At 70.7% G+C, this 14,484-nt stretch carries 15 protein-coding genes; 8 read left to right on the top strand and 7 right to left on the bottom strand.

The genetic code is table 11. The features are described from left to right. The first annotated feature begins 32 nt into the window (after positions 1–32). The 8 genes from AB0N81_RS17650 (at position 33) to aroA (ending at position 8,253) form a co-directional block, all read left to right on the top strand. Positions 33–341, top strand: coding sequence for a hypothetical protein (locus tag AB0N81_RS17650; protein ID WP_365359134.1), 309 nt, complete (start codon positions 33–35; stop codon positions 339–341). After that, positions 331–1,386, top strand: a complete 1,056-nt coding sequence (gene mvaD, locus AB0N81_RS17645) for a diphosphomevalonate decarboxylase (RefSeq protein ID WP_365359132.1) — start codon at positions 331–333, stop codon at positions 1,384–1,386. Before AB0N81_RS17650 ends, mvaD begins: the two co-directional genes overlap by 11 nt. Beyond that, the gene (locus tag AB0N81_RS17640; RefSeq protein WP_365359130.1) at positions 1,383–2,519 is read left to right on the top strand and encodes a phosphomevalonate kinase; all 1,137 of its coding nucleotides are present in this window, start codon (positions 1,383–1,385) and stop codon (positions 2,517–2,519) included. The genes mvaD and AB0N81_RS17640 overlap by 4 nt, the downstream gene beginning before the upstream one ends. Continuing rightward, a complete protein-coding gene (fni, locus tag AB0N81_RS17635; RefSeq protein WP_365359128.1) occupies positions 2,516–3,607 on the top strand; it encodes a type 2 isopentenyl-diphosphate Delta-isomerase in 1,092 nt (363 codons plus the stop codon). The genes AB0N81_RS17640 and fni overlap by 4 nt, the downstream gene beginning before the upstream one ends. Continuing rightward, on the top strand, positions 3,604–4,665 hold the full coding sequence (locus AB0N81_RS17630) for a hydroxymethylglutaryl-CoA reductase (RefSeq protein WP_365359126.1): 1,062 nt from the start codon (positions 3,604–3,606) through the stop codon (positions 4,663–4,665). Before fni ends, AB0N81_RS17630 begins: the two co-directional genes overlap by 4 nt. Before the next feature lie 3 nt (positions 4,666–4,668). Next, positions 4,669–5,844: a hydroxymethylglutaryl-CoA synthase gene (locus AB0N81_RS17625; protein WP_365359124.1), complete on the top strand. Its 1,176-nt coding sequence runs from the start codon at positions 4,669–4,671 to the stop codon at positions 5,842–5,844. 103 nt (positions 5,845–5,947) lie between these two features. Continuing rightward, the gene (locus AB0N81_RS17620) at positions 5,948–6,955 is read left to right on the top strand and encodes a ketoacyl-ACP synthase III (RefSeq protein WP_365359122.1); all 1,008 of its coding nucleotides are present in this window, start codon (positions 5,948–5,950) and stop codon (positions 6,953–6,955) included. Positions 6,956–6,978: 23 nt separating this feature from the next. Further along, entirely contained in the window at positions 6,979–8,253 is a 1,275-nt protein-coding gene (gene aroA, locus AB0N81_RS17615; RefSeq protein ID WP_365359120.1) for a 3-phosphoshikimate 1-carboxyvinyltransferase, read from the top strand. A 140-nt stretch (positions 8,254–8,393) separates the two neighbouring features. Here aroA and AB0N81_RS17610 read toward each other — a convergent pair whose 3' ends face one another. The 7 genes from AB0N81_RS17610 to AB0N81_RS17580 all read right to left on the bottom strand — a co-directional run bounded on the left by AB0N81_RS17610 (position 8,394) and on the right by AB0N81_RS17580 (position 14,204). Continuing rightward, positions 8,394–9,032 carry a hypothetical protein gene (locus tag AB0N81_RS17610; RefSeq protein WP_365359118.1) on the bottom strand — a complete coding sequence of 213 codons (639 nt, stop codon included), beginning with the start codon at positions 9,030–9,032 and terminating at the stop codon, positions 8,394–8,396. Between the two features lie 72 nt (positions 9,033–9,104). Beyond that, positions 9,105–10,310: a phage tail sheath C-terminal domain-containing protein gene (locus tag AB0N81_RS17605; protein WP_365359116.1), complete on the bottom strand. Its 1,206-nt coding sequence runs from the start codon at positions 10,308–10,310 to the stop codon at positions 9,105–9,107. 45 nt (positions 10,311–10,355) lie between these two features. After that, positions 10,356–10,922 carry a PhzA/PhzB family protein gene (locus AB0N81_RS17600; protein ID WP_365359114.1) on the bottom strand — a complete coding sequence of 189 codons (567 nt, stop codon included), beginning with the start codon at positions 10,920–10,922 and terminating at the stop codon, positions 10,356–10,358. 35 nt (positions 10,923–10,957) lie between these two features. After that, complete coding sequence (gene phzG, locus AB0N81_RS17595) at positions 10,958–11,638, bottom strand: phenazine biosynthesis FMN-dependent oxidase PhzG (RefSeq protein ID WP_365359112.1); 681 nt, start codon at positions 11,636–11,638, stop codon at positions 10,958–10,960. Next, positions 11,631–12,467 carry a PhzF family phenazine biosynthesis isomerase gene (locus tag AB0N81_RS17590; RefSeq protein ID WP_365359110.1) on the bottom strand — a complete coding sequence of 279 codons (837 nt, stop codon included), beginning with the start codon at positions 12,465–12,467 and terminating at the stop codon, positions 11,631–11,633. The genes phzG and AB0N81_RS17590 overlap by 8 nt, the downstream gene beginning before the upstream one ends. Positions 12,468–12,639: 172 nt before the next feature. Beyond that, the gene (locus tag AB0N81_RS17585) at positions 12,640–13,881 is read right to left on the bottom strand and encodes an FAD-dependent oxidoreductase (protein WP_365359108.1); all 1,242 of its coding nucleotides are present in this window, start codon (positions 13,879–13,881) and stop codon (positions 12,640–12,642) included. Beyond that, positions 13,881–14,204 (bottom strand): 2Fe-2S iron-sulfur cluster-binding protein, encoded by a 324-nt coding sequence (locus tag AB0N81_RS17580; RefSeq protein WP_365359106.1) that lies wholly within the window; start codon positions 14,202–14,204, stop codon positions 13,881–13,883. The genes AB0N81_RS17585 and AB0N81_RS17580 overlap by 1 nt, the downstream gene beginning before the upstream one ends. Positions 14,205–14,484 lie beyond the last annotated feature (280 nt).

Here is a 14,484-nt window from a genome sequence, read left to right as displayed (position 1 = left end):
TCACGACCAAGGGCTTGCGGAGAAGCAACGACATGCTTCTCCGCAAGCCCTTTTTCTCTCCCAGAAATCCGGATGATGCGATCTCCATGCAGAAAAGACAGAGGGCTGGTCCGACGCCGCGGCGTCGGCGCCACCGCCGGGGGCGCGTCGGCGCACCGGTCGAAGGAGCGCTCGCGGCGGGCAGCCTCGGCGCCGAGATCACGGGGGGTGGCATGGGCGGCTGCGTGATCGCGCCGACCCGGCCGGAGCAGGCGAGCACGGTGACCCGGCGGCTGCACGAAGCCGGCGCCGTACAGACATGGGTCGTACCGCTGAGGGGGATTGCCGGTCATGGGCACTGAACAGCAGGCCACTGCGGTACGCACCGCGCCAGGGAGCACGGCGGGCACCGCGACCGCGGTGGCGCACCCGAACATCGCACTCATCAAGTACTGGGGCAAGCGCGACGAGCGGCTCATCCTGCCGCGTACCGACAGCTTGTCGATGACCTTGGACATCTTCCCGACCACCACCGGCGTCCGGTTGCTGCCGGGGGCGGACCGCGACGAGGTGACGCTCGGCGGCGCACCCGCGGAAGGGGAGGCGCGGCGGCGCATCATCACCTTCCTCGACCTGGTGCGGGAGCGGGCCGGCGTCGCCGACCGGGCGGCCGTCGACACCGAGAACACGGTCCCCACCGGGGCGGGCCTCGCCTCCTCCGCCAGCGGATTCGCCGCCCTCGCGGTGGCCGCGGCCGCCGCCTACGGCCTCGACTACGACGCCACCGCGCTGTCGCGGCTGGCCCGCCGCGGCTCCGGATCGGCCTCCAGGTCCCTCTTCGGGGACTTCGTCGTCTGGCACGCGGGCCGGACCACCGGTACCGAGGAGGAAGCGGACCTGAGCTCGTACGCCGAGCCGGTGCCCGCGGGGCCGCTCGACCCCGCCCTGGTCGTCGCCGTCGTCAACGCCGGACCCAAGGACGTGTCCAGCCGGGCGGCGATGCGCAGGACCGTCGACACCTCGCCGCTCTTCGAGCCGTGGGCCGAATCCAGCAAGGACGACCTGGCCGACATGCGCCGCGCCCTCGGCCGGGGCGACCTCGAAGCGGTCGGGGAGATCGCGGAACGGAACGCGCTCGGCATGCACGCCACGATGCTGGCCGCCCGTCCCGCCGTGCGCTACATGTCACCGGCCTCCCTCACCGTCCTCGACAGCGTGCTACAGCTCAGGCGTGACGGCATCGCCGCCTACGCGACCATGGACGCGGGGCCGAACGTCAAGGTGCTCTGCCGCAACGCGGACGCGGACCGGGTCGCCGATGTGGTGCGCGCCGCCGCACAGGGCGGCGCCGTCCACACCGCCCGCCCGGGCCCCGGCGCCCGGCTGCTCGGCGAGGACGGGCGATGACCCGTCGCCCGACGGTCGTCCGGCGCGCCCCGGGCAAGCTGTTCGTCGCGGGCGAGTACGCGGTCGTGGAGCCCGGCAACCCGGCGATCATCGTGGCCGTCGACCGGTACGTCACCGTCACCGTGTCCGACCCCGGTGAATCCGGTGCACCCGGTGACCCCGGCGCTGTCGTCCTCTCCTCCGACCTCGTCCCGGGACAGGCACGCTGCCGGTGGCAGGACGGCAGGATCGACGGCGACAGCCCCGAGGACGGACAGCGTCTGAGCGACGGCTTCACCCACGTGGTGGCGGCCATCGAGACCGTGGGCCGCCTGCTGGCCGAACGCGGCCTGTCCGTACCGCCGTTGGACGTCTCGGTCAGCAGCGGACTGCACGACAACGGCACGAAGTTCGGGCTGGGGTCGAGCGGAGCGGTGACTGTGGCGACCGTCGCCGCGGTCGCGGCCCACAGCGGCCTCGACCTGTCGCGCGACGCCCGCTACCGCCTCGCCATGCTCGCCACGGCGGGCATCGAGGCCAAGGCATCCGGCGGCGATCTCGCCGCAAGCACCTGGGGCGGCTGGATCACCTACCGGGCACCCGACCGGACGGCCGTCCTCGACCTGGCCCGGAGAGCGGGCGTCGAGGAGGCTCTGCGCGCACCCTGGCCGGGCCTCGAGGTACGCGCACTCCCGCAGCCCGCGGGCCTCTCGCTGGAGGTCGGCTGGACCGGGACACCCGCCTCCACCTCGTCCCTCGTGTCCGGACTCGACCGCAGGACCTGGCGGGGCAGCGCCTCGCACCAGCGGTTCGTCGCGACCAGCAACGAGTTCGTGCGCGCCTCCGTCGACGCCATCGAAGGCGGCGACCGGGACGGGCTGCTGCGGCAGATCCGGCGCGCCCGCGAGGAGCTGGCGCGCATCGACGAAGAGGTCGGACTCGGCATCTTCACACCACAACTGACCGCGCTGTGCGACGCCGCCGAAGCCGCGGGCGGCGCGGCCAAGCCCTCCGGGGCGGGCGGCGGCGACTGCGGCATCGCACTGCTCGACGCCGAAGCGGCACCGGACATCGTCCAAGTACGGAAACGGTGGACCACGGCGGGGGTGCGGCCCTTGCCGATCCGTCCCGCCATGGAAGGGAACGAAGAATGATCTCTCAACGCAAGGACGACCACGTCCGCCTCGCCGTCGAGCACCAGCGCCGGCACAGCGGACACAACCAGTTCGACGAGGTGTCGTTCGTCCACCACGCACTGGCCGGCATCGACCGGCCCGACGTGTCCCTGGCCACGACCTTCGCCGGCATCTCCTGGCCGGTGCCGCTCTACATCAACGCGATGACCGGCGGCAGCGTCAGCACCGGCATCATCAACCGCGACCTCGCCATCGCCGCCCGCGAGACGGGCGTGGCCGTCGCCTCCGGGTCCATGAGCGCGTACTTCAAGGACCCGTCGTGCGCCGAGACGTTCAGCGTGCTGCGCAAGGAGAACCCCGACGGGTTCGTCCTCGCCAACATCAACGCGACGGCCTCGGTCGACAAGGCGCAGCGTGCCATCGACCTCGTGCAGGCCAACGCCCTGCAGATCCACATCAACACCGCGCAGGAAACACCGATGCCCGAGGGCGACCGGTCGTTCTCCTCCTGGGTCCCGCAGATCGAGAAGATCGCGGCGGCCGTCGAGGTGCCCGTGATCGTCAAGGAGGTCGGCAACGGCCTCAGCCGTGAGACGGTCCTGCTCATCGAGAGCCTCGGCGTCCAGGTCGCGGACCTCGGCGGCCGCGGCGGCACGGACTTCGCCCGCATCGAGAACGGCCGCCGGGAACTCGGCGAGTACGCGTTCATGCACGGCTGGGGGCAGTCCACCGCGGCCTGCCTCCTGGACAACCAGGACGTCGGCATCCCCGTACTCGCCTCCGGCGGCGTACGCAACGCGCTCGACGTCGCCCGCGCGCTGGCGCTCGGCGCCTCCGGCGTCGGGGCGTCCGGCGGATTCCTCCGCACCCTGAAGGACGAGGGCGTCTCCGCGCTGATCGCGCAGATCTCGACGTGGCTCGACCAGCTCGCGGCGCTGCAGACCATGCTCGGCGCGCGCACCCCCGCCGAACTGACGCGCTGCGATCTGCTGATCCACGGCGAACTTCGTTCCTTCTGCGCCGACCGAGGCATCGAGACGGGGCCGTTCGCGCAGCGCTCCCGCTCCGTCGAGGCCGCCCACCAACTGACGGGAAGCACCCGATGACTGAGACACACGCGATAGCCGGCGTCCCGATGCGATGGGTGGGCCCCCTGCGCATCTCCGGGAACGTCGCCACCACCGAGACCCAGGTCCCGCTCGCCACTTACGAGACGCCGCTGTGGCCCTCCGTGGGCCGCGGCGCGAAGGTCTCCATGCTCGCCGAGAACGGCATCGTCGCCACCCTCGTCGACGAGCGCATGACCCGCTCCGTCCTCGTGGAGGCGGCGGACGCGCAGACCGCGTACGTGGCCGCACGGGCCATCGACGCGCGCATCGACGAGCTGCGCGAAGTGGTGCGCGGCTGCAGCCGGTTCGCCCAGCTGATCAACATCCGGCACGAGATCAACGCCAACCTGCTGTTCATCCGGTTCGAGTTCACCACCGGTGACGCGTCCGGGCACAACATGGCGACGCTCGCGTCCGACGCCCTCCTCAAGCACCTCCTGGAGACGGTGCCGGGGATCTCCTACGGGTCGATCTCGGGCAACTACTGCACGGACAAGAAGGCCACCGCGATCAACGGCATCCTCGGCCGCGGCAAGAACGTGGTCACGGAGCTCACGATCCCGCGCGACGTCGTCACCGACGTCCTGCACACGACGGCCGCGAAGGTCGTCCAGCTGAACATCCGCAAGAACATGCTCGGCACGCTGCTCGCCGGCGGCATCCGCTCGGCCAACGCCCACTACGCGAACATGCTGCTCGGGTTCTACCTCGCCACCGGCCAGGACGCGGCCAACATCGTCGAGGGCTCCCAGGGCGTCACCATGGCCGAGGACCGTGACGGCGACCTCTACTTCGCCTGCACACTGCCGAACCTGATCGTCGGCACGGTGGGCAACGGCAAGGGCATCGAGTTCGTCGAGACCAACCTCGCCCGGCTCGGCTGCCGGGCCGAGCGCGAGCCGGGCGAGAACGCCCGCAGGCTCGCGGTGATCGCGGCCGCGACCGTGCTGTGCGGAGAGCTCTCCCTGCTCGCCGCCCAGACGAACCCCGGCGAACTGATGCGTGCGCACGTCCAGTTGGAGCGCGACAACAAGACGGAAAAGGTCGGTGTGTGAGGCATGGCCAGTGGTTCGGGCATAGGTATTCATGATCTGTCGTTCGCGACGACCGAGTTCGTGCTGTCGCATGCGGAGCTCGCGGCGTACAACGGGACGGAGCTCGGCAAGTATCACGTGGGCATCGGCCAGGAGTCGATGAGTGTGCCGGCGGCCGATGAGGACATCGTGACGCTGGCCGCCGCGGCGGCCGCTCCCATTGTGGAGCGGCATGGTCATGAGCGGATTCGTACGGTGGTGTTCGCCACCGAGTCCTCGATCGATCAGGCCAAGGCGGCGGGGGTGTATGTGCATTCGCTGCTGGGGCTGCCCTCGGCGGCGCGGGTGGTGGAGCTGAAGCAGGCCTGTTACGGGGCGACGGCGGGGCTGCAGTTCGCGCTGGGTCTGGTGGCGCGTGATCCCTCGCAGCAGGTGCTTGTGATTGCCAGTGATGTGTCCAAGTACGAGCTGGACAGTCCTGGTGAGGCGACGCAGGGTGCGGCGGCGGTGGCGATGCTGGTCGGCGCGGAGCCGGATCTGGTGCGGATCGAGGGTCCTTCGGGGCTGTTCACCGCGGATGTGATGGATTTCTGGCGGCCGAACTACCGGGATGCGGCGCTGGTGGACGGCCAGGAGTCGATCAACGCGTATCTGCAGGCGGTGGAGGGCTGCTGGAAGGATTACAGCGAGCAGGGCGGGCGTGCGCTGGAGGAGTTCGCGGCGTTCTGCTATCACCAGCCGTTCACGAAGATGGCGTACAAGGCGCACCGGCACCTGCTGAATTACTGCGGGTATGACACGGACAAGACGGTCATCGAGCGGGCGCTGGGGCTGACGACGGCCTACAACCGGGTGATCGGCAACAGTTACACGGCGTCGGTGTATCTGGGTCTGGCGGCGCTGCTGGACCAGGCGAAGGATCTGTCGGGGCGGTCGGTGGGGTTCTTGAGTTACGGCTCGGGCAGTGTCGCGGAGTTCTTCGCGGGCCAGGTCGTGGAGGGGTATCGGGAGCGGTTGCGTACGGCGGAGCACCGGGCGGTGATCGAGCGGCGCCGGCCGGTGGATTACGCGGGTTACCGGGAGCTGCACGAGCGGTCCTTCCCCACCGACGGCGGGGGTTATCCCACGCCGGTGCAGACCAGCGGCGACTTCCGGCTGGCCGCGCTGCGCGGCCACAAGCGCATCTACGAACGGCGCTGACGGCACCGCACCATACGGAAGTGCGGGGGCGGCCGACCGGCTGCCCCCGCACTCCGCGTCCACGCACAATCCATGCACGTCGCGTTGAGGGTGGGACAGGCGAATGGCCGGTATCGCAACCGATTTCGCAGTTCTCGGTACGGGCTCCTGTGTGCCGGACCGCATCGTCTCCAATGAAGAGGTCGGGGCCCCGGCAGGGGTCGACGGTGAGTGGATCGTGCGCAAGACCGCGATCCGGGCACGACGATGGGCCGCCCCGGAGCAGGCCACATCGGACCTGGCCGTGGCCGCAGGACGGGCGGCCCTGGAGTCGGCGGGGATCACGGCGGGCCAGCTGTCGCTGATCGTGGTGGCCACCTCCACCCCGGACCGGACGCAGCCGCCCACCGCGGCCTATGTACAGGAGCAGTTGAACGCCGTGGAGGCGGCGGCGTTCGACGTGAACGCCGTCTGCTCGGGCAGTGTGTTCGCCCTGTCGGCGGCCGAGAGCATGCTGGCCCGGCGCGGCGGCCACGCCCTGGTCATCGGCGCGGACGTGTACTCGCGGATACTGGACCCGGCCGACCGCAAGACGGTCGTGCTGTTCGGGGACGGGGCCGGCGCGATGGTGCTCGGCCCGGCCGACGGCGCGGGCGGACGCGGGCCCCGGGCGCGGCTGCGGCACGTCGCCCTGCATACCTTCGGGGAACTGTCGGGCCTGATCGAGGTCCCCGCGGGCGGCAGCAGGCAGCCCATGGACGAGGCGGCGCTCGACGCCGGAGCGCAGTACTTCGCGATGGACGGGCGGGAAGTGCGCCGGTTCGTGGTGGAGCAACTCCCGCAACTGACCAAGCAGTTCCTGCACGAGGCCGGTGTGGCGCCGGACGACATCGCGCACTTCGTACCGCACCAGGCCAACGGCGTCATGCTGGAGACGGTGATCGAGGACCTCGCACTGCCCCGAGTCACCACGCACCTCACCCTGGAGACCTACGGCAACACCGGGGCGGCGTCGATCCCCCTCACGCTGGACGCGGCCGCCCGCAGGGGCGCCTTCCGGCCCGGCGACCTGATCCTCCTGGCGGGCTTCGGCGGTGGCATGGCCGCGGGGTTCGCCCTGCTCCAATGGTGACTCCGCAACGAGGAGGACTCCGCGTGATCACACAGAAGGAACAGGACACCGGTCTGGCCGCCCGCGTCCCGGGCTCCAAGAGCCTGACCAACCGCCTGCTGCTGCTTGCCGCCGCGGCCGACGGCACGAGCACGCTCCGCGCACCACTGGTGAGCGAGGACACCGTCGCGTTCCGCGAGGCGCTCGGCGTGTCCGGCATCCCGGTGACGAGCGGTCCCGGGGACGCGTTCTGGGAGGTGACGGGCGCGGGGCGCGGGCCGGCCGGGCCCGCGAGGCCGTGGTGCGCGGATGCCGGGACGGCCGCCCGCTTCCTGCCCCCGTTCGCCGCCGCCGGACACGGCTCCTTCCTCTTCGACGGCTCGTCCCAGCTGCGCGCACGCCCACAGGGCCCCCTGATCGAGGCACTCCGTGCCCTGGGCGCCGACCTGGAGCCGGGCCCGGGCAACGGGCTCCCGCTGCTGATCCGCGCCCGGGGCCTGGAGGGCGGCGAACTCTCCGTGGACTCGTCCCTGAGCAGCCAGTACCTGAGCGGGCTGCTGATGGCGGCGCCCCTGATGCGCCGCGGCCTGCGGATCAGGGCGGGACATCTCGTCAGCCGCCCCTACGTCGACATGACGGTCGCGCTGATGCGGCGGTTCGGAGCCACGGTCGAGGAGAGCGCGGACGGCGGCCTCCTGGTCCTGCCCGGGGCGTACGAGGCCACTGACGTCGTGGTCGAACCCGACGCGTCCTCCGCCTCGTACGTCTTCGCCGCGGCGGCCGTCACCGGACGCACCGTCACCGTGCCCGGTCTCGGCACCGGCAGCCTTCAGGGCGACCTCCGCTTCGTCGAGGTCCTCGAACAGGCGGGCGCCGAGGTGCGCGTGGGGCCGACGGCCACCACCGTGACGGGCACCGGGCCGCTGCGTGGCGGCTTCACCGTCGACATGGGCGAGATCTCGGACACGTTCATGACCCTCGCCGCGATCGCGCCGCTGGCCGACGCGCCCATCACCGTGCGGGGCATCGCGCACGCGCGGCTGAAGGAGTCCGACCGCGTCGCCGCCGTGGCGGAGAACCTGCGGGCCTGCGGCATCGAGACCTCCGAAGGCAAGGACTGGATCACGGTATGTCCCGGAGTGCCGCGCCCCACCCGCGTCGCGTGCCACCGCGACCACCGGATCGCGATGTCGTTCTCGGTACTCGGGCTCGCGGTGCCGGACACGATCTCGTTGGACGACCCGGCCTGCGTGGCGAAGACCTTCCCGGCGTTCCACGACGAGCTGCGGCGCCTGTTCACCGGCCAAGCGAGCTCGTAGGACGGCCGTGAACGGCTCCGTATCGCGCCTTTCCCTGCTCTCTCCCGCTGAGCAGGCCGAGCGTTTCGCGGAGCCGTTCTCGTCAGTGCGAGTGCCGGTGCCGTTGCCGTTGCCGTTGCCGGTGCCGGCCGGGTGTTTCTCTAGGCGGCCTCTTCACGCTGTCTGTCCATGAGGTGGCGCAGGACGAGCCATTCCCGTATCTCCCAGGAATGCCCTGCCGAACAGCTGATGCTGCTCTTCTTTCCCCCATGACCGGAGTGCCGCGCGTTCTGCGGTGAGGCGTTGATCGTTCCTGTGCAGTCGTCCATCACGCACCGCGTGGTGAGCGGGTTCCCCTCGCCCCTGTCGGGGTCGATGACACGGAGCAGTTCGACGTGGAGGCTCTGGATCTCCTCCGCGAAGTCCAGCGCGGGGGGTTGAGCCGTGAGCCACCGCAGGTGGAGCAGGAGGAAGCAGGCGAGGTGGGGCACGGAGCGGGTCGGGGGAGTGGTCCCGAGTTCGTCCGCGACGTAGCCCGCCCACGACTCCAGGATGGCGGCGATGTTGCTTCGGGCGTCGAGCGCGGAAACGTTCAGGTGATCCCGCCGGCGGCTCCCGGACACCTTCGTCGGGTTCCGCCGCCTGGACGACGCCAGCACGTGGTGCAGGCCCTCCTGGTGGAGCCCGGGAAGCGCGCGGAGATCGAGTTCCAGTTTCCTGACGCAGGGGTCACAGAGCAGTGGGCCGGTGGCGCCGTCCGATTCCCGTCTGTGGTTCTGCGTGCATGAGTGGCTCTCCATGGTGAATCTCTCCTGTAGGTGTTTCGTTTCGGTGTTTCGGTGTTCGGTGCTTCGTCGCGTCGTGGCTTCTTGTCAGGTGGTTCTGGTTCCGATGTCGTGCTGAACGCGGAAGGTGACGAATTCGGCCGACCGCAGGGCCGCGAGGCCGACGTCGAGATTCACCCGGCCCCGCGCCACGTCCTCGGCGGTGTTGTTGGTGTCGTCGCAGACGACCTCGAAGGCCTCGGCCGCGGACCGGCCGGACAGTGCGCCCTGCTGCCACAACCCGTTCAGGAACGTCGTGGCGGAGTGGCGGATCAACGCGCGCAGCGGGGCGCTGTTGGTGTCGAACGCTGCCCACCGGGTGCCCTGTTCGAGGGAGGCGCGGGCGTAGTTCAACAGGCGGCGCACGCTGAGTTGCGCCCCCTCGGGCTCGGTCGACAGCGTGTGCGCCCCCAGTACCCGGACGCCCTTGCCCGGGACGGAACCGAGGCAGTTCACCCCGTGCGAGGCGACCGACTCCCTTTCGGCGTCGGTCAGTTCACGCTCGTGCTTCACCACGCCGACCAGCGCACCCACGGGCGTGGCGTGCACGCCACGGTCGGCGTCGACGCGGCAGCACATCCCCGACACATGACCGGAGGGCGGCACCAGGCGCTCGCGCCCGTCGGGCTCGGTCACGGTGACCCATGGGTAGTGGACGGCGACGAACTGGGCCTCGGGCTCGTCCAGTTCGAACGGCCTGCTCCGTATGTCGACGGGGTCGAGGCCCGGCGGGGTGTGCAGGAGTGCGACCCGGCGGCCCGCGCGGCGGCAGTGCCCGGCGATCTCCCGCGCGATGCCGTGCGCGTCCTCCTTCACCCGCCACAGGTCCGGCGCCACCACGAGGGTGATCTCCGGAAGGCGCTCCAGCTTGGCGAGGGCGGACCGGTAGGCGGCCACCCGGTCCTCGGCAGCGTCTGTGCCGAGTATCCAGGCCCCGCCTCCCCCGTTGCGGAAGTGGCCGAGCACGGCGTCGTGGACGAAGGAGAGCGGCTCCCCTTCGGCGCCGCCCTGTGACGCGGCGCTGCCCTGTGACGCGGTGCCGTCTCGCGCTGCGGTGCCGTCTCGCGCCGCGGTGCCGCGTCGCGAGAACGCCTCGATGAACTCCTGCGGGTGGCGGACGAAGGCCGGTTTGCCCGGCAGCCCCGGGGCGTCCCCGACGAAGACCGCCACCGACGTGTGCACTCCCTGGATGAAGGGCACACCGTGGCCTGACGTACTTGTGGTGCGTGGTGGATTCGGCTGCTGGTGGGGCATGCAGACTCCTCGGTCACGACGGAAGGGCGTCGGCGCGTCGCCGGGTCAGGAGGGGATCCAGTCCCGCTGGATGTGCGGGGTCTCGATGCTCAGGGCGCGCATGTGCTCGATGGGGTTGGTGTATTCACGGCTGGCGGCGATCCGGCCGTCGTGGAGGGTGAAGCCGTGGATGAAGTGGTTGCGGTAGGTGCCCTCGGGGTAGCCGGGAAAGCGGATGGTTCCCTCGCCGTCGCACTCGACCCAGATGATGGCCGGGTCCTGGGTCTCGTATACGCGGACGTTGAACCACTGCCAGTCGGGCAGCACCTTCAGGGACAGCTCGCCGTGCCGCTTCAGCTTCTCGCGGCCCTGCACCACGATGGGCCGGCCGATGTCGGTGTTGAACAGCGCAGAGGTGCCGTCCTCGGTGTAGAGGGTGTAGCGGCGCAGCCGCGCCTCGGGGCCCGTCTCCATGTACTGCTCCACGGCCCGCCGGTTGCGGGCCCGCAGTTCGAGATGGTTGGTGAACACGGGCCCCGCGGGCTCAGGTTCGGGGGACGTGGCTTCGGCGGAAGCGGTTTCGGCGGTATCGGATTCGGCGGTATCGGCTTCGGCCGGTGGTTGGGAGGTCATGACGTCTCCTGTGAGCGGGGTCGGGTCGCGGCAGGTCAGGGCTGGAGGCGGCTCACGCTCCAGCCGCTGTCGGTGCGGTCGTAGCGCAGGCGCTCGTGCAGCCGGTCGGTGCCGTTGCCCCAGAACTCCACCGCGTCGGGCTCCAGGCAGAAGCCCACGAACGCCTCGGGGCACGGCAACGGCTTCTCCGGCGCGCCCAGTTCCAGCGCCTGGGCGCGGATCTGCTCGAAGTGGTCCAGGTCGCGCACCGGCTGGCTCTGCAGCGAGACGGTGGTCATGGGGTGGGTGAACACCGCGCGCGCCGCCCACAGCGCCTCGGCCTCGGAGCGCGGAAGTTGGCGTACAGGACCGGACACTGTGATCTGCTGACTGGTCTCGCGCCAGTACAGGACGCCGGAGGCGAAGGGGTTGGCGGCCAGTTCGCGGCCCTTGCGGCTGCCGGCGTGGGTGATGAACACGATGCCGCGGTCGGTGACCTGGTTGATCGCCAGGATGCGGGAGGAGGGGCGGCCCCGCTCGTCGGCGGTGGCGAGGGCCAGCGCGCGCGGCTCGCGCACCCCCTGCTCGGTGGCCGTCTTGAGCCAGGTGGCCAGCAGCCCCATCGGCTCGGCCGGCGGCGTGATGAACTCGGGGAACTCCACCTCGACGGAGCCCGTGAGCGTCTCCGAACGCCGCGAGGGGGCCGCGCCGTTGCTCGGCTTGGTCAGCTCAGACATGAATCATTCCTTCGATCGTGATGACGCCGTGGCCGGAGACCTCGACGGAGTCGACCCGGTCGCCCTCGCCCTGGACCAGCGCGTTCATGGGAGAGGGGCGGCCGATCTCGATGCCCTGGGTGATCTCGATGTGCTGCCCGTACGAGGCGAGGCCGTGCCGGGCGATGTGGATGGCGATGGGGCCGGCGACGGAGCCGGTGGCGGCGTCCTCGACGACGCCGTAGGCGGGCGAGAACATGCGGTTGCGCCAGGTGGTACCGGACCCGGCGATGCAGTTGGTCGCCATGTCGGGGAAGGTCGCGAGCGCGCGGTGGTCGGGGTCCACCTTGGAGAGGGCCTCGAAGCTCTCGAAGCCGACCAGGACGTGCCGCGGGCCGTTGCGGTAGATCTCCACGGGGAGCGTCGACTCGCTGACACCGAGGGCTTCCAGGAGCTCGTCGGCGCGGTCGAAGGGCTCCCACACGGGCACGGGCTGGCGCATGCTCGTCGAGACGACCTTCCCCGCGACACGCCGCAGCTCGAAGGGGATCACCCCCATGGCGGTCTCGATCCGCAGCTGGTCCGCGTCGGTGCGGTGGCCCAGGGCGATCGCCGTGCCGAGCAACGGGTGCCCCGCGAAGGGCAGTTCGTTGACGGGCGTGAAGATCCGTATGTGTGCGTCGCCGCCCTGCTCGGGGGCGAGCACGAACGTGGTCTCCGAGAGGTTCATCTCCCGCGCGATGCGCTGCATCTGCTCGGCGGACAGGTCGTCGGCATCGAAGAACACCGCGACCGGGTTGCCGCTGAGGGGCTCACGGGCGAACGCGTCGACAACCACGTAGTTGTGCATCTGTTCTCCACTGTCATCGGGGCGGCTGCGGGATGCCGGGCCGACGCTCGGGGGAGGACGTCGGCCCGGACGATGCCCACGATGCGCGGTCTTTCTTTGGTCGGAACGGATTCCGGCTGGAATCGCGCCGAAGTCGCCGGCATCGCCCTGGACAGTGGGGCTCAGAGGTGTTTCAGAGAGAGCCCCTGAGATACTCCTTGAGGCTGAAGCCCGGCGCCGAGGCGCCCTCGGGCGTCAGGCGGGTGCCCCGCCCCAGGAGCCGGCGTGCCGCGATGTGATCGGCGGGCCGGTTGACGGACTCGACCGCTTGCAGGTCCTTCCCGTAGAAGCGCAGTACGGAGAAGGCATCGGGGTCGTCACCGAGCACCACCTCGGACTCGTGCCCTTCGGCCAGCCCCGCGATCTGCACGGTCGTGGAGAACTGATCGCTCCAGAACCACGGCAGTTCGTCGTACGCGCGAGGCCGCCCGGTCAGCCGCTCGGCGACCGCCCTGGCGTGGCCGACGGCGTTCTGCACCGATTCGAGCCGCCGCCGGTTCCCGGAGCGGGCCTGCGGAAACGTGGCGCAGTCACCGATGGCCGAGATGTGCGGGTCACCGGTCAGCAGCCGCGAGTCGACGGTGATGCCCCCGCTCACCGGGAGACCGGCCGCGACGGCCAGTTCCGTGCGCGGGGTGACACCGACTCCGACCAGGACCAGGTCGGCCGGCCGCCGGCCGCCGTCGGCGAGCTCCACCGCCGTCACGCCCGAGCGGCCGTTGCCGTGCAGGGCCGTGACACCCTGCCCGAAGAGCAGCTCGGTGCCCTTGCTGCGGTGCAGCCGGGTGAAGTGCTCCGCGGTCCGTGCCGATGCGACCCGGGAGAGCGGGCGGTCGAGCGCCTCGACGACCGTCACCCCGACACCCGACTCCCGTGCCACGGAGGCGAATTCGAGACCGATGTACCCGGCCCCGACCACCACCGCGTGCCGCGCCCCGGCCAGCGCCGACTGCAGTGCGGCGGCGTCCCGCGCGGTGCGCAGGGTGTGTACGCCGCGCAGCTCCGTGCCCGGCACGTCGAGCGTGCGGGGTGTGGCGCCGGTGGCCAGGACCAGGTGGTCGTATCCGTACACGGAACCGTCGGTGAGGCACACCGTGCGGGCGGCCGGGTCGATCTCCGACACGGTGCCCGCGACCAGGTCGATCGACTGGCGCACGTAGTACGTGGCGGGCCGCAGCCACAGCTGTGCCTCGTCCGCCTCGCCCCTGAGGTACGCCTTCGACAGCGGTGGACGCTCGTAGGGAAGGGCGTCCTCGGCGCTGATGAGCGTGATGCTGCCCTCGTAGCCGTACTCCCGTAAGGAAGCCGCGGTCTGGTAGCCGCCCTGACCGGCGCCCACCACCACGACGGACCCGGGAGGTGTGCCGTCCGTCATCAGTTCTGCCGTTCGGGGAGGTGGACGATCAGGCCTTCCAGGGCGTCGCTCGACTTGAGCTGGCAGCTCAGGCGGCTGTTGGGCCTGCGCGGGCAGGCCGTGAAGTCGAGCATCTCGTCCTCCCGCTCCTGCGGCGGCTCCAGCTTGTCGAGCGTGGACTCGTCCACGTAGACGTGGCAGGTCGCGCACTGCATGTTGCCGCCGCACTGGGCGACGATGCCGTTGATGTCGTTGAACACGGCGCCGCGCATGACGCTCGTGCCCGCCGGGACGTCGACCGACGTCTCGTTCCCGTCGACGGCGATGTACGTGATCTTGGGCATGACGGAACTCCTCGATGGCACCCGGACGCACACGAGGGCGTGCCGCGGCACGGATGCCTGACAAGTGGGATGACGGAAGGTGGGGTGGCGCGGCCGACGGCAGGCAGGGGGACATGACACCCGTGCCGACTCACCGACTCGCACCGGCCCTTCGGACACGCGACGTCCTGGGCCGGGGGTACGGCAGCGCGTCGGACAGTACCAAAGAAATTTGGGCCCAGCCAGGGCCCGTCAGGCTCGGCTAGGACCAGTCAGGCTCGACCAGGGGCCAGGGTCAGGG

Origin of the sequence: Streptomyces sp. NPDC093510 (assembly GCF_040683555.1) — a bacterium.
Taxonomy (GTDB): domain Bacteria; phylum Actinomycetota; class Actinomycetes; order Streptomycetales; family Streptomycetaceae; genus Streptomyces.
Note: the sequence above shows the minus strand (reverse complement) of the source record. Positions and strands in the feature narration are given on the sequence as shown.